At 52.2% G+C, this 22,954-nt stretch carries 13 protein-coding genes; 4 read left to right on the top strand and 9 right to left on the bottom strand.

From position 1 onward, the window contains the following. Nucleotides 1-132: 132 nt before the first annotated feature. Nucleotides 133-1,095, top strand: a complete 963-nt coding sequence (locus RBB82_RS21745; RefSeq protein ID WP_433972823.1) for a site-specific integrase — start codon at nucleotides 133-135, stop codon at nucleotides 1,093-1,095. Nucleotides 1,096-1,273: 178 nt separating this feature from the next. Next, complete coding sequence (locus RBB82_RS21740) at nucleotides 1,274-1,612, top strand: hypothetical protein (RefSeq protein ID WP_433972822.1); 339 nt, start codon at nucleotides 1,274-1,276, stop codon at nucleotides 1,610-1,612. 408 nt (nucleotides 1,613-2,020) lie between these two features. Here RBB82_RS21740 and RBB82_RS21735 read toward each other — a convergent pair whose 3' ends face one another. The 5 genes from RBB82_RS21735 to RBB82_RS21715 form a co-directional block, all read right to left on the bottom strand. Beyond that, entirely contained in the window at nucleotides 2,021-4,765 is a 2,745-nt protein-coding gene (locus tag RBB82_RS21735) for a hypothetical protein (RefSeq protein WP_433972821.1), read from the bottom strand. Further along, entirely contained in the window at nucleotides 4,762-5,694 is a 933-nt protein-coding gene (locus tag RBB82_RS21730) for a hypothetical protein (RefSeq protein WP_433972820.1), read from the bottom strand. Before RBB82_RS21730 ends, RBB82_RS21735 begins: the two co-directional genes overlap by 4 nt. After that, complete coding sequence (locus tag RBB82_RS21725) at nucleotides 5,691-6,599, bottom strand: TRAFAC clade GTPase domain-containing protein (protein ID WP_433972819.1); 909 nt, start codon at nucleotides 6,597-6,599, stop codon at nucleotides 5,691-5,693. The genes RBB82_RS21730 and RBB82_RS21725 overlap by 4 nt, the downstream gene beginning before the upstream one ends. Before the next feature lie 127 nt (nucleotides 6,600-6,726). Next, on the bottom strand, nucleotides 6,727-7,836 hold the full coding sequence (locus RBB82_RS21720) for a GTPase-associated system all-helical protein GASH (protein ID WP_433972818.1): 1,110 nt from the start codon (nucleotides 7,834-7,836) through the stop codon (nucleotides 6,727-6,729). Between the two features lie 10 nt (nucleotides 7,837-7,846). Beyond that, nucleotides 7,847-9,211, bottom strand: a complete 1,365-nt coding sequence (locus RBB82_RS21715; RefSeq protein ID WP_433972817.1) for a metallophosphoesterase — start codon at nucleotides 9,209-9,211, stop codon at nucleotides 7,847-7,849. A gap of 347 nt (nucleotides 9,212-9,558) precedes the next feature. Here RBB82_RS21715 and RBB82_RS21710 point away from each other — a divergent pair, with 347 nt between their 5' ends. Further along, nucleotides 9,559-10,179 (top strand): hypothetical protein, encoded by a 621-nt coding sequence (locus RBB82_RS21710; protein WP_433972816.1) that lies wholly within the window; start codon nucleotides 9,559-9,561, stop codon nucleotides 10,177-10,179. A 1,131-nt stretch (nucleotides 10,180-11,310) separates the two neighbouring features. On the opposite strand, the gene RBB82_RS21705 is transcribed toward RBB82_RS21710, so the two are convergent. The 3 genes from RBB82_RS21705 to RBB82_RS21695 form a co-directional block, all read right to left on the bottom strand. Next, nucleotides 11,311-15,015, bottom strand: coding sequence for a BadF/BadG/BcrA/BcrD ATPase family protein (locus tag RBB82_RS21705; protein WP_433972815.1), 3,705 nt, complete (start codon nucleotides 15,013-15,015; stop codon nucleotides 11,311-11,313). A 57-nt stretch (nucleotides 15,016-15,072) separates the two neighbouring features. Then, nucleotides 15,073-16,860: a hypothetical protein gene (locus tag RBB82_RS21700; protein WP_433972814.1), complete on the bottom strand. Its 1,788-nt coding sequence runs from the start codon at nucleotides 16,858-16,860 to the stop codon at nucleotides 15,073-15,075. 65 nt (nucleotides 16,861-16,925) lie between these two features. Continuing rightward, complete coding sequence (locus RBB82_RS21695) at nucleotides 16,926-18,212, bottom strand: radical SAM protein (RefSeq protein ID WP_433972813.1); 1,287 nt, start codon at nucleotides 18,210-18,212, stop codon at nucleotides 16,926-16,928. 374 nt (nucleotides 18,213-18,586) lie between these two features. On the opposite strand from RBB82_RS21695, the gene RBB82_RS21690 reads away from it, so the two are divergent. Next, nucleotides 18,587-20,674: a sigma 54-interacting transcriptional regulator gene (locus RBB82_RS21690; RefSeq protein WP_433972812.1), complete on the top strand. Its 2,088-nt coding sequence runs from the start codon at nucleotides 18,587-18,589 to the stop codon at nucleotides 20,672-20,674. Nucleotides 20,675-21,407: 733 nt separating this feature from the next. On the opposite strand, the gene RBB82_RS21685 is transcribed toward RBB82_RS21690, so the two are convergent. Beyond that, nucleotides 21,408-22,649: a VWA domain-containing protein gene (locus RBB82_RS21685; RefSeq protein ID WP_433975436.1), complete on the bottom strand. Its 1,242-nt coding sequence runs from the start codon at nucleotides 22,647-22,649 to the stop codon at nucleotides 21,408-21,410. Nucleotides 22,650-22,954: the final 305 nt, after the last annotated feature.

The following is a 22,954-nucleotide window of genomic DNA, read 5'->3' as shown; positions in this document are numbered from 1 at the left end:
CGAAACAGAATGTGGCCCGTGTAAATTTGGTCCTGAGAGCAGAAGTTCTCAGATGCTACAGTTCCGCCCGAGCTTTCCGATCAGCGTTAAGATGGTTGCAGCTTCATCCGCTTTTCCTGGAGGTCCGTGCCGATGTCCGAGCTCGCCGTGCTGCCACTGGCCGCAGAGATGACAGCGCTGGTGCAGCGGGTCGAGGATTTTGTCCGGGCGGCTAAGGCGCCGGCGACGCTCAGGGCCTACCGTTCCGACTGGGCCCACTTCGAATCCTGGTGCGGGAACCGCCAGATGTCCGCGCTACCGGCAGAGCCGACCACCGTGGCGCTCTACATCACCGACCTGGCCTCTTGCCGCGCGGCCGGAACCATCACCCGTCGGTTGACCTCGATCACCAAGGCCCATCAGTCTGCCGGCCTCGAAACGCCGGCGACCACCCGTCATCTCGCCGTGAGTGAGACGCTGAAGGGGATCCGGAGAACCATCGGAACGGCGCAGAAGTGCAAAACGCCGCTTCTAACGAAAGATCTGCGGAAGATCGTCGATCATCTCCCCGCGGGGCTGATCGGTATAAGGGATCGTGCTCTCCTGCTTGTAGGTTATGCGGGTGGCTTCCGGCGATCGGAGGTTGCGCGACTTGCGGTCGAGGATGCCAGCTTCACGGAAGACGGGCTGATCATTACCTTGCGGCATTCGAAAACAGACCAGGAGGGACAAGGGCGCAAGATTGGAATTCCTCGAGGTTCGAATCCAGATACCTGTCCGGTACGATCGCTTCGTGAGTGGCTCTCAACGGCGGAGATCGAGACTGGAGCGCTCTTTCGAGAGGTATCCAGACACGGTCGGGTAGGGAACTCATCGCTGCATAAGGACTCGATCGGTCTCATCGTTAAGCGGGCCGCAGAGCGGGCGGGATATGACCCTTCAACTCTGGCAGGGCACAGCTTGCGTTCCGGCTTGGCTACCCAGGCTGCGATGAATGGAGCTACAGAGCTCGCCATCATGAAGCAGACAGGCCACCGTTCTCTGGCCATGTTGCGGCGATACATTCGGGATGGGGAGATGTGGCGCAAGAATGCGGCTGCGAGTCTCGGATTGTGATAGGTCAGGAGGTCAGGAAGCCGGCTGAAAGTAATGATTTTGAGGTAACTCAAGACGTCGATCAAGACGATGGAGGGTCATTAGCCGCCGTGGGTAAAAGTCGGCAAAATGCGCTCGAATATTCTGTAAAGTTGGCGTGGTAGATTTATCCAAAGGACAGACATAAAGGGAGATCTGGATGGCGGTGGTAGGAGTACAGGAATTATTGAACAACGTTCGTAATTGGGAATCAGAAAAGGTTAAGGTACAGGCCAATTACTTCATGAACCAAATGGAAACGTGCACTGTCGTCGGTACAGCGTCGGTAGTTTCCGATTCTGCAATAAGTATATGGAACGAATCTGGAGGTGTGAGGGTTGATCTGGCGAAGTCTGATCGTATTGCGCGGGCAACACCTGGTCAGCTTGAAATGCCTACAGGGGCTCAGATGGTCCAAGGAATCGAATTTGATGATCATTATTGGGTTATGTTGCACTCTGGAGCGAATTTTCTGATCGGCAAACTCAAAGCAAAATGAAACGAGTTGCTATATTTTGCGCGGAAAAGAACCACAGCACTTTCCTGAGATGAGTATTTGGAAAGGACAGAGTCGTTGATGGTCTCTTTCTTAAGAGCTTTCCGGTTTTTCCTGAACGAGGAACGGGCGCTACCGAATGAATGGCGGTTGTTTGTGCCCTTGAAGCGTTGATCATCAGAGCGGTGAAATCGTGATTGCCAGGGCTCTGTCCGTTCAACTCGTTTTCGGTGTTTTCCACGATGACATGCTGAGCAACGACCAAATTGTTAGGTTGGCCTGAGTCTTCAGAATCGCCAGAGAATCAAAGCATTGATCAGTTGAAGTCTCGATATTCTGGATAGCGGTAATGATTTCCTGGGGAAGCGCTGCTCTATAGAACGGGGGACGTCTGAAGGGTCGACACGTCATTCAGTCCCATTCTTCGTAGAAATCCGGGTCTTTCATCAAGAGCTCAAAATCATTGCGCACAGTTATAATGTCAGAACTCTTTCGTTGGGCTAGGTCCGCATGCGTGGCCCGAATGTAATTATCCCCGCCCTGTTTACGCGAGAGCCGTTTGAAAATCTTCCGGAGAATTCCTGCCCTGCTTGCTGCAATGGCGAGATCACCGGGAGCCCATTCAGATCGAAGGAAGGAGTCGATGAGGGTGATCCTCAGGTCTTTTCCCTTGTCCCAGTCGTAGGCCGCGAAAAGGCTGGCGAAGAAAGACGGTCGACGGTCATTCTCTTTGATCGCTTCCATATAGACATTCGGAAATGTTTCGGCAACAAGAGCGCTTAGCGAAAGGTGCACGTTGTCCAAACAGAATCGGAGCATCTTCGCCGCTAAAACTTGCTTTAGCTCGAAGCCCGGTAACACGGCCGCCCTGCGCACGATTTGAATCAATGGATATTGCGCGTCCGGGGGGCCAAATTGCCTGACGCGTGATAACAAGACATCGCACAACTCAGGCAGGACTGAGGGTCTTCTCGCATATAAGGCGTTAGGAGCCTCCGAAATCCATTTCAGGGCTCTTTCGACAAAGGCCGTTCCGCCGTTGCAGCTTCGTACGAGAAGAGCCCCTAATTGAGAAGCCGAGATGCTTTCCAGCCATCGCGTCGAGATAGGATTAGCGAGGACTTCCCTGACTACAGTCGTGTCCCTGCCTTCAGCTATGTATGAAGCAACGGCGCTACGGGCGGCAGCATCAGCCAGTTGTCGGAAAACTGGTCTTCCTTCGAAGTCCCAGATCGATGAAAGAAGCTCATCTGAGCTCGCAAGGAAAAGATCGGAAACTTCGCTGAGCACTTTCGACAAAGCGCACTCTATATCGTCGGAGCTTTTACCTTTGTTCAGGAGCAAGGTAGTTAGAATTCTGGCATCATGCGACATGAGTTCACGCAGCCAGTATGGGTCGCCGAAATCTTGAGAACACAACATAGCGGCCAACACTTCGGCTTGTCGATCGCCCGTGAATTCGTGCCCCTGAAGAAGTTCTTCAAATCCTTGTTTGCTGTGACCATAAGCCGAGGCGACAATGAACGCCGTGCTAGGTGACCAGAGGCGTGTTTTCGAGCCCCAAGTTCGTACCAATTGCGGGTGGATCAGAGAGATTCGATCCGCGACGACCCGTCGCATATTTTGATCAGCGAAACCAAGGCTGCTTTTGGAAAGGGCGTCCAGTGTTGCTATTGCTTCAACGTCAGACACGTCGCGGAGAAGAGCAGGGAACAATTCCGGATCGTAAGTCTTCAGCGACGGGATGAGCGACCGCCGGACCTGCTTAAGAGTTGCCAAATCGATATTTGTGGAGAGCCAGCTTGCGAGTACGCGCGGCGCGGTTTCTCCACCAATTTCGAGATATTTTGAAGCAAAATCAGGGTGTAACCGCAATAACTCGACAGCGATATCAGGATGGAAACGCAGACCCTCCAATCGGGAGGGGAATGAATTCGCCGCGTTGATTAGACCTTCGAGAATTCCATCAGCAAAGGCACTCCTCGTTTCTATATGTCGATCTACGAGCCAAGATGCGCTTAGCTTCATCGCCGTTTCCGGATCCCGTAAAGTCACCTTTGAAGCTGCGTGACTAAGGGGCTGATAAAAATTAGCCGCGATATTCCGGAAGGACTCTCGATGCAAGCGATCCTCGATCAATTTGAGTGATGTCAGGGCGTCCTCAGCCGAGGTCGCCGCGATCGTCGCATCGATTGCGTCCCTAACGATGAGCTGCTTGAGAGGCACGGCCGCCGCAGAGTCATGGGCAAGCGACTCGACGACGTCCATCGCTCCTACCCCGGCCGTTGGAGATTGCATTGCGCGAAGGCGTAGCTCCTGCACGAGCGACAACTTCCGCACGGCGGTGGGGTCTTCACTCAGTTCCGACCAGATCGGCAATTCGCTTTCGTTCGTAGGAAGGCCGGGATCTGCCGAAAAAAAAGCCTTCGCCCAGTACTCCGACCAGGGCTCAACATCGCCACCCTTTCGTTCCGCCGTCGGTTCGATCAGTTGATCGGGGGGTAGCTTCGTGAAACGAGCGTACACGATCGAAGGCGCAAAAAGCAGGTCGAACGGACGATCGTGCAGAACCCTCTGCTGGAGGCTGAATGTACATGACGAGAATGAGCTGCGCAACTTGGGCCAGAGATGTTCGAGAAGTCTCCAGAGATATTCTTCCGGGTCGCTGGCATTGAACCACACGATCGGCCGCAAACCCTGGCCGAAGTAGCGCGACACGAAAGATCGCGCGCGCGGAAGATCAAGCCTGAGATCGCTTGGTGAGGCGTCGCCCGATCGAGCCCGTAAGTCAACGGAATCGGTGAAGCTATATTCGGGACTGATGTGTGGATTGCGAAAAAGGCGGTTTAACGAGCGCACATCATGCAGCGTTGCCCAGACTTCTGTCGGAATGAGCAGCGTGTGTGTTAGGACGCAACCTGCGCGGGGCGCTTCCACGTCAGGCCATGTGCGGGCAAGCGCAAAAAAATGCCGACTGGGAAGCGGATACACAGTCAGGTATGGCTCTATCTGCAGCCCGGACGAAAGGCTTCCTGAAAGATCGCTCAACCGTGTGATCAGTTCTGAATCACGGCCGGGCAGCTTGATACTGGCAGCGATCTGCCCATGACCACTGCGATAACCGTGAAGGAGTTGATGGGCATGAGCTGAAGTCACGGCCGGATAGCGCTCCCGGTCGCGGCAGTCATTGGAAGCCCCAAAGCCCAAGCCACCGGCAACGTCACGTCATGCGTTGTTTCGATCTCACCAGAAAGCGAATGCACGACTTCGCCCGCTTTGCGAGGATCGCGGCGGATGTATTCAGCCTTGAAGTCAGGATCAGCATCGAAATCGCCTTCGGTCACGGAAACGCCGAAATATTCAAAATCGAAATCTCCGTAGTTCGCACTGACATACTGTGACAAGAGCGGAAGATTGTCCTCCACCCACTTTGCAGGTCCATCACCTTTTTGATCTTCAGGTACCAAGTCCCAAGCTGACACCACGATACCGATCCGGGGCCTATATGTTCCTCCAACCTTTTGCGTGAAAGCCTTTCGTAAGAATTGGAGCCAATCGACTAGCACGACTTGCGTCGGCGGCTTGTCTTTTCCTTCCTCGTCCTTTTCCGGCGCTGTATCCGGCACTGGGCCGCCGAAGTGGCTTGCAGCTGACATCCAATCGAGCTGAACGATAAGCTCCTTGGAATCTACCCTGATCAACAGAAGGCAGCCGCAGCCTTCCCTGATTTTGTTTTCCCAGTCTTCAGACCATTGGCGGTTCCGATACACTGACAGGATCTGCTCTCCAGGAAGGTCCGGAACAACAAGGGTTCCCTTAAAATCACTTCCTGCGGCCGTGTTTCTGACGGGAATTTCAGTCTGATCATGCACTTCTCGTGATGTTCGCGGAGCGAACTCACCTTGCAAAAGGTGACTTCCTCCACCGTTGAGATAGTCCAGATCGGCAGGCAGGCCGTCGCTGGACAGCATTCCCGTGCCGGCATGAAGCATTAGCCACAGCCGAAACACAAAGTTGCTCTTGCCAGCGTCTGGCACGCCAATGAGGAGAACGGATCGAAGAGGTGCTTGAATGTCAATGCTCACGATTTGAATCTCTGAAAGGAACGGTCTGGAGATGTGGCGGGATGAATTGAACCGTCCTGGGCGATCGATTTACTGTTAATCAAAATCTCGATTGCTTCAAAAACGCCGGTTCCACTCTTAACTTCCTTGGGTGTCCTTGAAAAGGCAGCCGCAGAAACAACCCTCGCCCTGTACCCCAGGCTCTCGATATATTCTTTCAGCTCTATCGCACCGGCCGGCATCTGCATCGCGATCTCATCCGACTTACTTACAAGAAGTACAAACGGCACATGACGACCGATTCCGACATTGGTCGAAAGTCGTTCGATGAATTGGCGGACACGCTGTACTTCTACAAATTGTCGGTCGGATACGAGCAATTTACCATCCACGACGATGATGATGCCGTCCGCTCGGCGTAGGAATTCGAACGAAGGTGCGACGGCAGCGCGCAAAACCAGATTGTCCGTCCACTCCCCTGGCAAATCGGTCAACAACAGATCGACCCTACGCCGATTTGTTGTCTTCTCCTGAATTGCGAGATGCAGCAGACTTGGCTGGCGGGGATGTGCTAGAACCGTGTGGTCGACCAGCTGAGATGGCAAAGCTCCTTTTTCCCATTTTCGCAGCCCCCTAGCCCGATCTTCGAAAGCCTGAAGTGTAAGGCTCCCGGCAAACTGATAGCTGGCAGGCAGCATGCCATCAGTAGCCATGAGATACAACGACGAAAGCAAGCAGGTTTTACCAGCATCCGTCGAACCCAGAACGCCGATAAGGTGCGTGTACCGAGCGCACATAATCTCAACGGCGTCATCTGCGCCGAGTTCGATCCCCTGATGAAATCTTCTCCCGACAGCAATGATGGGAACGGTTTGATCGTCTCTTATACTTTCCGTCGTTTCTTCCTGTGGAACCACCGCAGGCATCTCAACGGCAGTGCTCCCAGAGCGAAAATGAGGACAACTCAGCGGATCTGGATTAGAGATCAAACATGTTCCAGTGGTGGCAACTGTGCAATTAGCTTTTTCGCAGGCGCCTGTCATAACGGTTTGCTTAGCTCTCCTCGACGCCTGTTAGGAACCGCGAGAGTATGGCTTCGCGAAATACTTGCGCCCCCCACTCAGCGGGGGAAAGAGAAACATCCGCCGTGATGCCTGTCGTTAAAGCAAAATCTTTGCCGAAATCGCCCGAGTCCTGAAGTCGCCGGCACGCCCAGGAGACTGGAAACAATGAGGGGCAACGTGAGATGATCGCGTTGGCCTTTTCCTGTGCGGAAACAAAAGACGCTCGCGACGACGAAGGCCATTTGGACGCGATATCCTGCAGGGTCGCCGGTGCCAATGTCTCAGGCTTGCGGTCCGATCCCACCATTCTCTCGATCATCGCAGGCGCAGCTGATGACGGTGGTATCAACGACCGTTGGGCTAATTCACGACCCGCAGCAAGGGCCGCGACAGCAGCAGGTTCTACTTTCGAGAACGGCTTTTGTTCTATTTCGGAAAATGCGCCGAACATCCACCAGAGCGTCTCAATTTCCTCACGATCGACAATGGCCTGCGCCTTCGCCTCCCGTAGAGCGGATTTCAGCACCGGCAGTAGTTCAGTTACTGCGGAGTTATCAGTTGCAGCGTCTTCGGATAATTCGAATTCACCAAATTCATCGAGCAACGGCGTCGCGCGTTTCCGCCGTTGAATAGCCTGCAGTGCCAAGCCTTTCCGCGCCGAAGCGCGAAGTGTATCTTGCATCCACCTAACATGTTGCTCCGTCGATGCTGGAATCAATTCCGCAGCAGATATTGCAAGTCCCGCCAAGAGCGCCCGCTTGCTAGAGGGCACCGTTGTCAATTTTTCCAGCAACTCTCCAATAGCAATAGCGGCCACGGCCCGCAGTTCAAGAGCGTTCTCTTTGAGGTCGACCGGGAAAGCGGTATCCTCGTCCTTGATGGATTTAAGGATGGCTATTACAACGGTAGAATCTTGGTTGAACACTCCACTATCGAAACCGGTTATGACACCCTGGATGAGGGGGAGAAGTTCGCCTTTCGCTTCGTCCGCAGCAAGCCATTTGAGAAGATCGGAAGCCGATTTAATGCGCAACTTTACTTTTTTACTGCTTGGTTGAAGGTCCGCAACTCGGATAAATTCGAAGCCTTTGTCTAGCATGAAAGCCTACCTAACTCTTCTTGGGTGCAAAAGGATTTGGACCACGTTTCTCTTCGGGAATTAAAGGCATAACAGCTTGCCATAATTCAAATAACTTGGCGCCATCCCTGGCAGCCGCTTCCAAGGCTATACGTTCCATGGTTTGAGGCAACGGTTCATCTGCGGTCTCAGGAAGAGCGTCGACCTGCACGAGAACTTGAAGTCGCTGTCGCCAGTCGAGATATCGCCAGAAGAAATATCTAAGGCGGTCGAAGCCGCCGTCGTTGCTCATGGTTGACCTGCCTTGTACCTGCACCGTCGGCGTGACCGATTGTGATGCTCTTTCCTCAGTCGCTGAGCGCGCCACGTCTGCTTGTTGAGGCTCGGCGATGATCTGCAGATGCGGGCACGGTATCTCGATCTTAACGGATTCGCCGGCGCCACCCAGACGCGTCCGGTCTGCATCGAACTGGACCTTCTGTTGCACCCATGTGCGCGGAAAAATCTCAACGACGAGATGCGGTTGCTTGTTCTTCTCTAGACACGAGAACTCCAGCCAGTTGTATTGATAACTGTATTCCTTGTCTGGCGGATTTGTAGCGCCGGCATGGATGACAAGCCATTCTTTACCGGAAAAGGCATCCGAAATCTTTTGGATATTCAGCGTATGCTCATGACCAACCATAATGACCCGAGCATTATTGTGAAGGTGTTCCTGAGCGGCGTCTTTATCAATGAACCAATCGAGTGGGTGATGAACAAGAACGATATTCACCACGTTATCTTCTTCGGCGATCGTATATTGCACGTTGCCTAAAATAATGTTGCCTGGCTTGTCGTCTTTGTCGCTGACCTGAACGCTGGTCAGTCCGATGAACTTAAGCCGAATTCCTCCGGGAAGGTCGAAGTACCGCGTCCAGAACGGGCGACGGTGTGATTCGAAGTCACACCCGTAGCCACCAGCAAAAGTTCGATATTGCTGCAGTTTGGGCAGAAATGGGTTTGCGGCCTCGCCATCCTCATAAATTGCGTGGAGATCGGCTCTGACTTGATCCGGCCCCTTCAAACGAAACTGTGCCTGGAGCATCTTCGCTTGATTTGAAATGGCACTTAGATCGCAATCATGATTGCCAGGGATGGTACTTACATGCGTGTCGCCGAGACCGCATGCGGCGGTGAGTTTTTCCAACCATGCTGTCGCTCGATCGTACTCATCAGATTTTCCGGAATATGCCACGTCTCCCGTGACGATAACGCGCGATGCAGGTCCTCTATGGGCCGCCAATTTCTTAACGTCCTTGGTAAGTTCGTCACGGACAAAATCCTGCGTGATTAACGTGCCATCTTTTTCTTGGCCGAAGTGAATATCAGAGAGATGCAGAAAGCGAAGCACCATCAGGTCTACATCCTGTGGAAAGTGAACAAGCTTATATAGATCATCGTCAGCATATCATGCAGAATTTACAGGAGATGTGGTGCGCCAAAGACCTTACCATGCGGTTTTGAACAACGACAACGTTACTGCGATTGCCTTGTGAGAAGAGTTAGCACGTTCATCGACAGCACGGTGCGAAGGCTGTCCAAACCTATTTCCCCCTTTCAAAAAACGAAGGTCTGCTGACATCTGAGAAAGTCATATTCTCAGATGTCAGAAATCCGCAGGTGTGTCGTAACTGTGTCGCTATTCGGAGAGCTAAAATAGCAGGGAAGTGGTTTGAAGTTCCTCAATCCATAGGACCTCCCATGCCCCGTTCCTCTACTTGGCGCCATCGCGTTTCGCAGATCCTGACCGCGCTGCGGACCCTGGACTGCGAGGAGTTACAACGGGCGCAGATCGAGTCGCTCTTCGGTCTGCAGCGCCGGGCGGCGCTGCGCCTCATGGCGCCTCTGGTTTCAGCAAGCCGCAATGGCAGCTGGCAGGTGGACCGGCAGCGTCTGATTCAGTGGCTGGAGGGCTTCGAACAAGAGGCCACCGAAGAGGAGAAACGCCATCGACTCGTGCTCCAGGCTCTGCATGATGTGGAGTCTGAAAACCGCAGCCTGCGGGAAGAACTCCGCCGAAGAGGAAAGCCTGATCCTGCTAGTTGGACATTGAAGCAGGAGGTCTTCGCTCGGAACATCCGCTCGTTACCCGCAGCGATCGCAATCACTCAAGGCATGGTCTCCGTGAGCTTTCCCGCGGCAGATCCCGCATGCGGCGCTCGACTGTTGCATGAACTCTCTCTTGCCATGCTTAATGACTGGACCACATTCTGCAGGCTAGCTGGATTGCCGCCGCACAATACCGCCGCAAATACCGTTAATAGGCTGTTGGAGGATCTGGAACAGCAAATGCATTGGGGAATCGCCAAATGTAGTAGATGAGGCCATTTCCTTGGATTCGGATTCGGCCACCGAACTTAGCTTTAATCACTAGATGTAACAGCGAGCTGGTCAGTATCTCATCCCACGAGATAACATCTGTCCAGGCAACGCCGTTGCCCTGCTGCAAATACAGTGATGGCCCTTTCGCGAGGGCCTCCTGTATCCGAAGCCCTATCCGGTTTATGCACTATCTGTGGAATATAGTGAGATCCTTGTTGGTCTGTTGGGCAATGAACAGGATGATGTATGGATTCGCCATCTCGTGTCCGACGTTGTTCTTAGCGGCAAAGTCGATGGTCGATGCCCAAGTGGACGCAATATACCAAACGTTCCTGCGGGAAAAGACGCTTAGCTCAGCATGGGCTCCTACAAAAAGATATTCAACGCCGTTAGCGTTGGATACGAGTAAAAGTTCTTTCAGCTCGACGCGTAGGATCGAAACTCTTTCCTGCCATAGCGTAGGCGTCGGCAGTGGCCTGGACAATGGCGGCAAACCTTTCCGCGATGGACCGACTCTGCCAGTAGCGATACGTTTCGGCCTTTTGTGTTTTCGGGTCGGTTACTATGCGAAATGTTCTCATATTGCTCATATGCCAGTCTCAAGGTAAGTATATCACTAATCAATTACTTAGCTTGATTTCGTCTTGTCTCTTCTTTGGGGTCACTACACCAAACGTCAAAAGGGGTCGCAGAGGCCTAAAGCAGCCTTTGCGGAGGCGTCCTCCAATTAGTCGCTAAGCCCAAGCAGCAGACACCTCAAACTCATTTTAGAAGAAAATGCTAAGGAATTCTTAGAACGAACGACATTGCCACAACCGAGCGCGGTAACTAACGGTTTCTTTGCTGAATGCAATTAATTCTGCAACCGATACAGCGTTTATGCGCCACTAAGGCGCAAAGGTTACTCCGCCATCCAGTACAACGGATACTGCCACCTTTGGCGATTACAAAGGGTGTGCAAAGTCTCAAAGAAGGCCGGTCCCAGTTTTACCTGAAATTAGGGACTGGTTTTACCTGAATGGACGAGAGCTACGACATTATTGCTTTGCTCCTACAGCATGACTATACATAATATGTGTTATCGGACATGTTGGCACTTGAGTGTTGCGTTATTTGATGGTGGCTACCGATCTACACCGCAAGTGAGCCGGTATACAGTGATTGATTTCGAAGCGATTGCTCCAAAGCAGCTAGTTGGCTTTCGATATCTTTCTCAACGCTGCGGCGCTTAACTATATCTTCGCGGTAACGACGCAGGAAATAATCGATCGTCTCCACACGAATGCGGATGGAGCCGGAAGGCTTGTTCTCATCAAGGTCCTTGAATGAAAAATAGGGTGTGCCTGACTGTTCGATAATTCCCTCAATTACTCCGTAGATGGGAGCATCGTGTCCGCACTTAAAACTAGATACCTCAAGCGCGACGAGATTTGGGTGACGCGCCGTGAACTTGGCAGCCCAGACTTTGTGGTTCGTGCTGGTGGAGTAACGATTCTTCCAAACATCGCTGATATCCAGCGGATGAGTGATCAATCCTGCGCGAACCTCTTCTCCAAAGAGGCGATCCAGCAAATCTTCGTCCAATGGCAAGGTGCTTTGCGAGAAAACAGGATAGCCCAGCTTCTGAAACTCTTCCATAATCTCGTGATTGAGACCAGGATCGTGATGATAGACGCGTCCCAGCATCACGATGCCGATGCGGTCCTCGCGTTCGAGCTGATCGAGTGTTTCACGCGCCTGGCGGCGAATATCAGCCTCGCACGCGTACAGAGACTTGAAACCAACGGCAACGGCTCGCTCATTTTCTTCCCTGCTGACACCTAACATGGGACCCCATGCCTTAAACATTTGGTCGGCACAGAGCCTTTCGTCCTGAAGGTTCAGGATCGGGTCCATATAGCTAATACCACTTTCGGCAAAGATGTCGCTTTCTTTGGTAAACGCGGCTTTGACTGTCTCCGGTGTTGCGGTGACGGTTGGGCAGGCGTTGGAGCCCGTAAGATTCACTAGATGCGAATGCAGGACGTCATACATCGGAAACCAGATCGCATGGAGCGGCTTTTTGGCGTGCTTCGTTGCGAGGAGGTTGTAAACGTGGGCGATGCCGATCTTTGATGGATAGCAAGGATCAATCGCACCGCGGCTCGCACCTGCGCGGTAAAGTTCGGGTGTTGTGTAGTCGGAGTAAAGGATGTTTTCCGACTTCAACCCAATGCTCGCGAAGTACGCATTAAAGAACGGTGCATACGTGTAGGTATTGAGGAGACGTGGAATTCCAACACGGAAGTCTTTCCGATGTTCCATCAGCGTAGCGCGCTCTTTGGTCGCCTTCGAGATGAACAAACCTTTTGTGGCCGGTACGGAATCGGAGACGATTTCTACGTCGCGATGACGGAATACGTCGTGGGCGGCAATATCGACGAAGTTTGGGTTGACGGCTTTTATTTTGTCAATATCGGCCTTGATGTCCTTCATCTCATCCAGATCTTCCACTGTTCCCTTTTCGCAGGTCGCAATGATGAGTCGCTGCTCTCCGGTTCGTAAAGGAACTTTAGTTTTGCGCGATTGGAACTCCACCGGCTTCGGAAGTTCGACGACCTTGCTCGATCCGGGACTGATCTGAATTTGGACTAACGGCTCAATTTTAGCCTTGAAGACGGAAGGAGTATTGTGCGCGCCACTAGTACTGCAAGAACCATGTGACTCGACTGGAGGAAGGTTAGCTTCGATCTGTGCGAGGCTCGGGAGGCTCGCAACGACATGCGCTACCTCTTCCGCTGTCGCGCGACGATCTGTGGGAGTTGCGTGAACATGGGTATGTTCTGTACTTTCCCCGCCAGTTACGTCGACATCGATGAAGGTGCGCAGGCAATTGTTCTTACAGAAGTAGCAGCGGGTATCTTCGTTTCGAGTGGTTCGATAGTGAATTCTTGCGACCGCCTCGAGGCCAATGAATGTGGTTTCTCGTCCATTGTTCCAAAGGCGAAGCGCTTCTTGAGCAGCACCTATTGCACCGGATTCGCCACAGTGTTCATGCACGATAATCTCTGGCACTTTGCCATTGGCGCGGAAGCTCGACTTGATGAAGTCAACTTCTGCTTTAACGACGGCCAGATTATTCTGCGTACCGCCTTGAAGAACAAAGCGGGATCCGAGGGTAGCGAGGTTCGGGATGCTCGCGATGTACAGAAAAATGTTCTTAGGAAGTACGTCGGCGAGTCCGGCTAAGATCTCTTCTGACCTCCAACCCTGGCGTTGGAAGTTAACGATGTCTGACTGCATGAAGACGGCGCATCCATAGCCGAAGGTCGGCATCGATTTGGCTGCGAAGGCGATGTCCGCAAACTCCTCAACCTTCTTGCCGAAACCTTCCGCCGTCGATTGCAGAAAGTATCCATTACCCGCTGAACACTGTGTGTTAAGCTTGAAGTCCTTTACCCGGCCGTCCTTCAGGACGATAAGCTTGATGTCCTGCCCCCCGACATCTACGATGACATGCGGATCATCGTAGAACTTCAATGCCGATTCTGTATGTGCAACGGTCTCAACGAGCGCAACGTCAGCGTTTAGAACATCCTTAAGAATGTCTTTGGCGTATCCAGTGGTGCCGACACCTAGCACCTCGAGCGTCGCACCCTTGGGTTCGATTTGTTCTCGAAGCTTCTCGAACATCTCGATGGTGTCCTGAATTGGGTTGCCATTCGACAGTTGGTAGGTCTTGCAGAGAATCTCTCCATCTTTACCAAGTACAACGGCCTTCGTCGAGGTAGAGCCGCCGTCGATTCCGACGAAACCAGATATCACCTGTCCTGGATAAAATTCTGCGGGCATAAATTTTTTCTTCGTGTAAGCCGCCTTGAAGGCGACAAGTTCGGCATCCTCGGCGACAAGACCTTTGCCGCCAGAAGTTGCCTTCTCCTCAGCGCGCCCGAAGTCGATATAGTAAAGAAGCTTTTCTGTACCTAAGTAGCGGCCGACTTCCAACTCTTCTTCTTTGCCAAACTCGACGGATCCCAAGGCTGCGAAGTACTGGGCATTTTCAGGTACTTTGATTAGTTCCTCAGGGGTTGTCCCCTCAGGAATTTCGACCTTGCGTTCTTTCCACATGCGTGGGATGTTAGCTTGCCACGCTTCGCGCATACCGCGGATAAAACCGTTTGGGCCGCCCAGTAGGAGAACGTGTGGGCGAAGCGTATGTCCACGAGTCAACACGCTTAAGTTTTGCAGCACAATTGCTTCGAAGAGAGAGGCCATCAACTCATCGGACGGGGTTCCGGTCTTTTGTAACCCATTGATGTCGGTCTCGGCGAAGACACCGCACTTCCCTGCGACCTTATGCAGTTTGACATTGTGGTAGCCCTGGTTCGAGAGCTCCGCAGCAGGAATTTTGAGCTTCGCGTTGATCTTGTCGATTACCGCTCCTGTTCCTCCCGCGCACTTGTCGTTCATCGAAGGGATCTTTTTTTTACGTCCTGTCTCTTCGTCGTCTTTAAATACGATGATCTTTGCGTCTTGTCCTCCGAGTTCTATTACGGAGTACACCTCGGGATGAAGCTTCTCGACCGCGAGCGAAACTGCATGCACCTCCTGTACAAACTTTGCACCGATCATCTCCGCAATCGTTCCGCCGCCTGAGCCGGTGATGAAGATGCGCGTATTTCCAGGGGCGATCCCAGTGTCTGCTTCCATGCGTCGCAGAAACTCAAGGACCTTCTCCGGCTGACGTGTTTCATGACGCTGATAGTCCTGCCAGATGGTTTTGTCTGACGCGGCATCGACCACGATAGCTTTAACAGTTGTGGAGCCTACGTCCAGACCAACCAAGAATTGGGACATTACCATCTCCTCAATAATCAACTGGGATGTTTAGCAAGAAAGATCGAGGCGCTTCCTTCATGCAACTTGCAGAATAGGGGTGGGAGTTGCTGTGCGTGGGCGATACGCCTTGTCTTTTTGCATCAGGTCGCTTACATGTAAGACAAACTGAGCAGCGGTTCCAGCGACACCTTCGTGGTGCGGAACCTTATAGAGCGCTCGCTTCAGGTGTGGATGCGCGTCTACGTACTCGCGCAACTCGTCAAGGGATCTCCCGGTCTTCTGTAGCACTCCGTCGAATTCGGCGCGCGCCTTCGACTTGGCTTCCGCCAGGGCCATTTGCACGCGACTGTGTGCATTTACTTCCCCCTCGCCGGAGGTTTCGATCGGGAGGAAGATCATGTCCTTGAATTTATTAACAACGCGCGACTGAACACCATCTGATTGTGTCGACGGCATGCAACCGAACGGCTTCAACGCCAGCACCATATGGCAAAGATGATTCACCGTATAGTAGACGTTCTTGCCAACTTCCATGTAGCCTTCTCCTCCGCGAGCAAGCTGATGGTAGAAAGGGTGCGCCAGTCGCGAGAGCTCTTTTTGTGGAATCAGATGATGCGCCGTGTCGCCCATATGCTTGATGGTGCGGTGATAGAAGTAGTTCCACATGACACTGCCGGCACTTAAACCACTGGTCTTTTTCAGCACCTTGAGATCGTTGGCAACGCGCTTTTTTACTTCGTACCATTTCGGATCGCGATAAGGAGCTTCGGCGTCGGCTCGTGCCTTAGCACCTTCTTTGGCGACGAACATCATGTAGGCAATCCAAGTGGCGATCGGCTCGACAAGTACTTGTGCGCCTTCCTTTTCAAGGAACGCAAACATATTGAAGTTACCGTCGCCCTCAGTTGTTTGAGCCCAGAATTCGCCTGTGATCTTGATAACTGGCTTTACTCTGAATCGATCGACTTCAATGGCGTTGATACTGTCGCGACAAGTGTGCAACGCATCAATATATTCTTTACCATATAGATTGTGACCGATCTTCCCAAGAGTGCAGCTGATTCCTGTGAGTTTTTTATTCTTTTCGAGGTGCGGCTTTGCCCAGGCAGGAGCTGCGTCCATGATGTGCCACCGCTTCCGGTCACGTAACGTGTCAGTCAGTGTTTTCACCGATTCACGAATGACGCGGTCAGTCTCGCCCTTGTTCACTTCGAAGGGACGTACCTGATAGACGAGTTCGTTGATGACATCGCCAAGGTTGAGAGCGTTGAGCATTCCCATACCAAAATCGACTGAGAACTTCAGGCCGGGTTCGCCGCTGGCAGCTTTAATGCCGTCCGTCTGCTGAAACAGTAAAACACGAAAACCGTCGAACCCTGCATTTTGCAGCGCGAATCGATACTCCGCTTCGTACATGCCGAAGCGGCATGGACCGCAGGAGCCGGCAGTGAAGAAGACGTAGTTGTCGATGATCTGTTGTCGCGTCTGCCCCTGTTGTTCGAGTTTCTGGAGATGGCGCACCAGATTTCCCACAGTGAAGTAGGTCGGATTGCACTGGCCATTGTTCCCAAACTCTTTTCCAGCCTGGAAGTCGTCGACTACTGGCGTGGGGATGTTTTCGCACAGGTAGCCACTACCGTGGAAGACCGCTTTGATCATCTCCTCGTGTTTCCATGTGAGACCGCCAAAGAGAATCGTTACGTAGTCACGCTCAGGACCTGTGAAGGTGCGTTCTATCGGTTTTTTGAACTCACGCATCCGCGCCAGCCCGGCTTCGGCGCGAAGCCGTGCCCTTTCAGCATCGATACGAGCCTGGATTTCCACTTCGAAGTCTTTTTGAACGATCTCTTCGGTAGTCGGCATTGTGTCTCCTTGTGCTCACCTGTGCGGATTGGTTCGATGTAGGTCTCGAGAGCAGTCTTTGCTGATTACATCTGCCCCTTCATTCCCTGGAAGCCGTGCGAGAGTTGCTTGAAGAAATACTTGATGACTCGCTGGTCGTTGTAGCACCAGCCCAGAATGTGATTGAGAGTGGAAAAACAGTGGGTTTGGCAGGTTTCTTTCTGATGGTCGAGTTGCTTTGTGTCGAACTTGTGATCGCCAACCACACCCCAGTCATAACTTGCGGTGTACATCGGGAAGCAAGGAGCGAGTGTCCCGTCGACGCGAATGATCATGGAGTTCTGCCCGGCGCGGCAGTTCCAGGGGAAGTGATTCCCTTTCATAAAGTCCACCATCTGCCATAGACGCGCGTTCGAGTTCACCATCTGATAACCGGAGTCTTGCTTTTCGGTGAGCCATTGAATCGTCTCCTCCACCGCTGGCCAATCGTCTTTCGTGATGTAGGTGACGTTATTGTCGGCGTGCTTGAAGTGTTCGTCCTGCTCAAGCAATGGAGATTCGTTAATGTGATAGTCCGTTGCGATGCCGTTTTCGTGAGCGATCTCCGTAAGCTCCCGCACATCGTCCAAGTTATTGCGGCAGATATTGATGTTGAGGAAGACGGAATAACCATATCCATACTGCTTACGGATCAAGTAGTCGAATTGCTTACGAATCGGCGCCAATGCCTTGGGTAGGCCGGGCTTCAAATCGACGGCATCAACCGCAATATTAAACGTAGAGAGCCCGGCATCGGCCAGCTTATCGATCACATCGGTGCGTAGCAGCCGCGCGTTGGTCGGCAGGTAGATCCAAAAGTCTTTTTTGGCGGCGTAGTAGGTGATTCGATGGATGAGATCGGGGCGTAGTAGCGGCTCGCCGCCCATGTAGGCGAGCACGCGGCAACCGGTACTATGGAGCCAGTCAACAGATCGCTTGGACGTGTCCTCGGTCATTCCCTTAACTTGATTGTCGAAGGCCCAGCAGTAGTGGCAATCGAGATTGCATTTAAATTCGGTGAAGAGGTATGCGATCAAGGGATGGAAGTCGCCGGCGGTGACCCTGGATCGGATGTATGGAAACAGCCAGCCACGCATTCCGTGATAGATCTGTCCGGGCGTCCAATGCCGTTTTTCGGGCGGTGTCCACGGCTCAGAAGAATCGACGGGCCCAATCAGTTCGGGGTGCTGGGGGAACACGGGGGCGGGAAACACTTGTGGCTCCCCCACAGGTCGCAAACCGAGAGGTGGTCCTGCGGGTTTTGTGAGCAGATCGTGCAGCGGGACGTCTAGCCTGAAATTAGGCTGTTCTTCAGTGCGCTGCTCCAGATGCATCCGGAACCTCCTCAAAAATAAAACTTGAAAGACCCTGATTTCGACGAATTTTCGACGAACAAATTGGCCACGGTGACAAAGCCATATGCAACTCACAAGCCACAGATCGCCAGCATTCTGACCCTTTCTAAGTAATTGATATGAATAGTTTTTTTGCTTAATAAATTTGGTTAGAATGAAAAAGAGTGCCTCGATATGCCAGCCGACTGTCTGCCTGCCAAGCTGTTGGCAGCACTCAGTTCAAAAGCGAGCGCGGTATTATGAATGACATTCTCGATGAGAGGTGTTTCGGTTGGTGCAATTTTTGCCACCTTCAGCCTAGATAACTCATCTATGGAGTCATTCATAAACAAGAGGAGGTCATTCAGCTGAATATGAGAAGTTTTCATCCCCAGCGTGTGCCCTCTGGCGAGATTCGTCTGCAAGCCACGCAGATTGAGGAGTTTCTGCGCTCTTTACGTGGCTTGGAGGCTTATTCGGAGCCGAACCAGCTTCTGAATTTCTTGCCTTCCTTGCTGTCCGATCTGGTGGACTCAGATGCGACTGCCGTCGTTCTGATCGACGATGGCGCATTGTCATGCAACGTAGTCAGTCGCGATGGCTCCGTCATTGCGGACTCTGAACTAGAGACATGGCGCTCAGAGATCTATCAGATCGTTTCTGATCAGCCGCACCCAATTGTTGTTTCATTGCTCCATGAAACTGAGTTTCGTAGCATCGCCCAGTCTTTTCGTGTGCGGGGGAACCAGTCTCTTTGTGCATTTCCTCTTAATACGGCGCTCCACCGCCTGGGGGTTCTCTGCTTCGCAAGGAGAAGCCCTGTCTCATTTCCGAAGAGCGAAGTTGACCTTCTAACTCTTGTTGCAGACTATGTTGCGTTGGCAGTCGACGACTGCCTTAACTTCTCTCATTCAGAAGTCGTGCGAGCTCAACTGGAGAGCGAACGCAGAAAGTTGCAACTCGTCCTCGATTTAAATAACAGCGTTGCGTCCAATCTAGAGCCGCGAGAAGTTCTTCGATCCATCTCTCCAAGCATTCGCAAAACCATGCACTTAGATGGCGTAGCGCTTATTTTGCCAGATACGACCGACAATCAACTTCAACTCTACACGTTGGATTTTCCTGGTGGAGTAGACATTCTGCGTCATGACGTACCGATCCCACTCGATCGATCGCTTGCGGGAAAGGTCTTTCGTTCTGGGAAACCGTGGATCGGTGATCTTGAAGAACTAAGCAGGTCTGGCTTTGATAATTGGGCTATCCCAGCAAACAAGCTGGAGACCATCTGTTTGCTTCCACTCATCAGGCGCAATAGTACTCTCGGAGTTTTCTGTTTGGTGAGGCTTCAGAAAAATGCTTTTACCTCGCCCGATGTCGAATTTCTCTCACAGATAGCCGGACAGGTAGCCATCGCAATTGACAATGCATTTGCTTATCGCCGGATTACGGAGCTATCGGATCAACTTAAACAAGAAAAGCTTTATTTGGAAGATGAGATTCGGAGTGAACTCAACTTCGAAGAGATCGTAGGAAATAGCGCTGCGCTCAGCCAGGTACTGCGCCAAGTAGAAGCAGTCGCGCCGACTAATTCTACTGTTCTCATCCAGGGCGAAACAGGCAGCGGAAAGGAGCTTATTGCTCGAGCTGTCCATAACCTGAGCCTGCGACGACGGCATTCGTTCGTTAAACTAAACTGCGCAGCGATTCCTACCGGCCTGCTTGAGAGCGAGTTGTTTGGACACGAGAAGGGAGCGTTTACAGGGGCTATCGCACAACGGATCGGCCGGTTCGAATTGGCATCTCAGGGAACTATATTTCTCGACGAAATCAGCGAGATTTCTATTGATCTGCAACCGAAGCTCTTACGCGTTTTGCAGGAACGTGAATATGAACGCTTAGGCAGTTCGCGCACGCTGTGCACAGATGCTCGACTCATCGCAGCCACGAATCGACATTTGAACACAATGGTGGAGGAGCAGAAGTTCCGCTCTGATCTGTTTTACCGGCTGAACGTATTCCCAATCTTCGTTCCTCCGCTCAGAGAGCGAAGAGAAGATATTCCGTTTCTTGTTCGCCACTTCGCACAACATTTTGCCCGCAACATGACGAAGGAGATCGACACAATTCCCGCGGAAACCATGAACGCTCTGTCCAACTACTCATGGCCCGGAAACATTCGTGAATTGCAAAACATTATCGAACGGGCCGTCATCCTAACGAAGGGTCCCGTGCTGAAAGTTTCATTGGCTGATTTGAAATCTAAATCTCCTGACACGAATGGCTACACAAATGGCGCCGCGACTCTCGAAGAGGTCGAAAGAAGACATATTCTCTCGGTGTTGGAGCAGACCAACTGGGTATTTGCCGGCCCAAACGGTGCGGCCGCGAAACTTGGGATGAAGCGTCCGACGTTGCAATTTCGGATGCAGAAACTTGGCATCACCCGCCCACCAAGACCCTAGCCTCAACACCACTTAGCCTGCCAACGGTTTGGCACACTGCCAGTCTGTAGGCATACTTCCTCGTAAACTTCTCAGATCTTCCGCTTATCGGATTACGCTTACCGTGAAAAAATGACTGCATTTTCGGCATGCGAATTGCAGGGAATCTGTTCAATCGCTGATAAGCTCGTTGAAACAAAAACAGAATGGAGAAATCACGGGTTTGTTGTCGGAAGGTTGACGGGTATGTTCCGTGAAGAAAACATCGATATGGCCAGACCGCAAGGAAGAGCAACATGTTACGAATCACGGTAACCGAGAACGCATCAGAGCAACGATGGATTCTTCAAGGCCGTCTGGCTGGATCCTCCATTGAAGAATTGACCGAAAATTGGCGCTCAAACCGAATTTGTCAGACTGGCAAGAATTGTGTCGTCGACGTCGATGGGGTCACTTCGATCGATAAAGATGGAGAGCAAGTTTTACTGATGATGATCAGGGATGGCGTGAAGTTTGTAGCTAGGGGCTTATACACGAAACATCTACTGGAATCACTTTCAGCTCAGATCGTTATATCGTCAGATTCAAATTGATCTACTAACCTTACAATTCGTCATGTTGTCACAGCATCATCGGAGCCGCGAGTATGCAAATGCGCCTTAACTTTGTTCAGAGTGAGCGCTTTTGGTCGCGGACTCCTTCCCAAATAGCTGTGTCTCGATTCCCTTTCAGGTTCGCTTCGTCAACATGATCGTCAATTTTGCCTAGCTTCACGGAGAGAGATCTCCTCAGTGCCCATGCGTCCCGTGTCCATCTCTCGTACGACAAAGCGCAAGCGGTCAGCACCTCTTGGCAGTCGGCTAGTAATGAGAAAATCTGCGCTCTTTCTGGAGGTCGAAAGATCCGCTGCGCCCTTTGTCATGGCGGACATACTCTGCAGGGTGTGAGAGATAATTTTATCTTTCGATGACAGACCAACGACCAGAACCGCCACCTTCGCAGTGCTTGTACCTTCGTTTGTGGGATGCCAGGTGAGAGTTGAGACATCCACATGGACGACATAGGTACCTGCTGAAGCCTTCTCCGATTTAGCAGCGTCGATGGTCACCTTCAACGCGGTGAGCGGAATGGAGCTAAGCGCAGCCGCGTTGAGATCGTAGATGAGTGCTTCCTTTGAACTTTGACTGGCTGGGGGCGTTGCGTAATATCCGTTGCGCGCAGTTACTGTCAGCCCGGGACGAAGACAGACAACTCGGATATTTCGATACTGGCGTGGTGCGCTGTTCGAATCGGAGGGGGAGTAACCAATGGTGTAAAACTTAGTACCGAGGTCCACGAAGTTTGCGATCTGCTTATCGATATCGTTCATGCCACGGATCACGCGGCCGCCGGTGACAGGACCTAATCTATCGAAGTCCAACTGAGATCCAAAAGGGTCTGCATTGGTGACGAAGGAGTCGCCCGCAGCCTGCGCGAACTCGAGTTGGGTGGGATCGGTAATCTCGACCATGCCCGCGGCACTCGTGGTTGGATCCACAGCGTACAGGGCGACTCGCGTATCGAGCAAGAGATTGGTGATGTGTTGAATGGTGCCGTTGATGAGATCTTGGTCTTTCGTTTTAAGTTCGCTTGGGTCGATACTGGGGAAGCCTTGCCCAACCCATACCAGGTTTTTGCGGCCTTGAATGCGTGCAGTGGCTTGCGCAATCTGCTCTAGCGCGTTAAGCGACTGATCGAGGCGTTCGAGCGTACCGTAGCCGATGCTCTTATCGCCTTCCAATTTCCATGCGTAGTGAACGGCTTGATCGTGGAGTGCCTTCAAAAGAAGGTCGCGATCGCGGGTGAAGGTCTGCAGGACACGAAATTTATTGTCCGATACCAGCATTAGAGTGGTTGGCTGCGTAAGGAGCGCAGGCCGCGCGTCGAGATACTGTTTGACGGACCGGACGGCAAACGAAGAGTCCTCAAAATGGGTGTTGAGCTCGTCGAGAACCAGAATTGTTACAGGCGACTGTCCAAAGCTTTTTGCTCGTCAGGATCAAACGAGACAACTGCGTTTCCGGCAGGCAGCGTATGTGAAGATGGCGGCTCGAAGGACACCACGCGCTCAGGCGCTTTATCCTCGTAGATTGCGACGTCGTCCTTCGTCAGATCAGTAACAGGATTGCCATTCTTGTCTGTTACTACGACATCAACGAGGACCAGACGACTTGTGACATTGAGCGTTGGTACAGGAGCATGGGAAGTTACCGGGATTGCGAGCTTTGTTGAGCGTGAGTGAAAGGTCCCAGACCAAGTGCA

Source organism: Tunturiibacter lichenicola (assembly GCF_051013355.1).
In the GTDB taxonomy this organism is placed as follows: Bacteria; Acidobacteriota; Terriglobia; order Terriglobales; family Acidobacteriaceae; genus Edaphobacter; species Edaphobacter lichenicola_F.
This window is presented reverse-complemented; position numbering and strand designations above follow the sequence as displayed.

Bases quoted from the DNA above. Each gene is read 5' to 3' on its own strand.
- RBB82_RS21715 (WP_433972817.1), bottom strand. From the start codon at position 9,211: ATGGTGCTTCGCTTTCTGCATCTCTCTGATATTCACTTCGGCCAAGAA.
- RBB82_RS21690 (WP_433972812.1), top strand. From the start codon at position 18,587: ATGAGAAGTTTTCATCCCCAGCGTGTGCCCTCTGGCGAGATTCGTCTG.
- RBB82_RS21695 (WP_433972813.1), bottom strand. From the start codon at position 18,212: ATGCATCTGGAGCAGCGCACTGAAGAACAGCCTAATTTCAGGCTAGAC.
- RBB82_RS21700 (WP_433972814.1), bottom strand. From the start codon at position 16,860: ATGCCGACTACCGAAGAGATCGTTCAAAAAGACTTCGAAGTGGAAATC.
- RBB82_RS21745 (WP_433972823.1), top strand. From the start codon at position 133: ATGTCCGAGCTCGCCGTGCTGCCACTGGCCGCAGAGATGACAGCGCTG.
- RBB82_RS21720 (WP_433972818.1), bottom strand. From the start codon at position 7,836: ATGCTAGACAAAGGCTTCGAATTTATCCGAGTTGCGGACCTTCAACCA.
- RBB82_RS21710 (WP_433972816.1), top strand. From the start codon at position 9,559: ATGCCCCGTTCCTCTACTTGGCGCCATCGCGTTTCGCAGATCCTGACC.
- RBB82_RS21725 (WP_433972819.1), bottom strand. From the start codon at position 6,599: ATGCCTGCGGTGGTTCCACAGGAAGAAACGACGGAAAGTATAAGAGAC.
- RBB82_RS21705 (WP_433972815.1), bottom strand. From the start codon at position 15,015: ATGTCCCAATTCTTGGTTGGTCTGGACGTAGGCTCCACAACTGTTAAA.
- RBB82_RS21740 (WP_433972822.1), top strand. From the start codon at position 1,274: ATGGCGGTGGTAGGAGTACAGGAATTATTGAACAACGTTCGTAATTGG.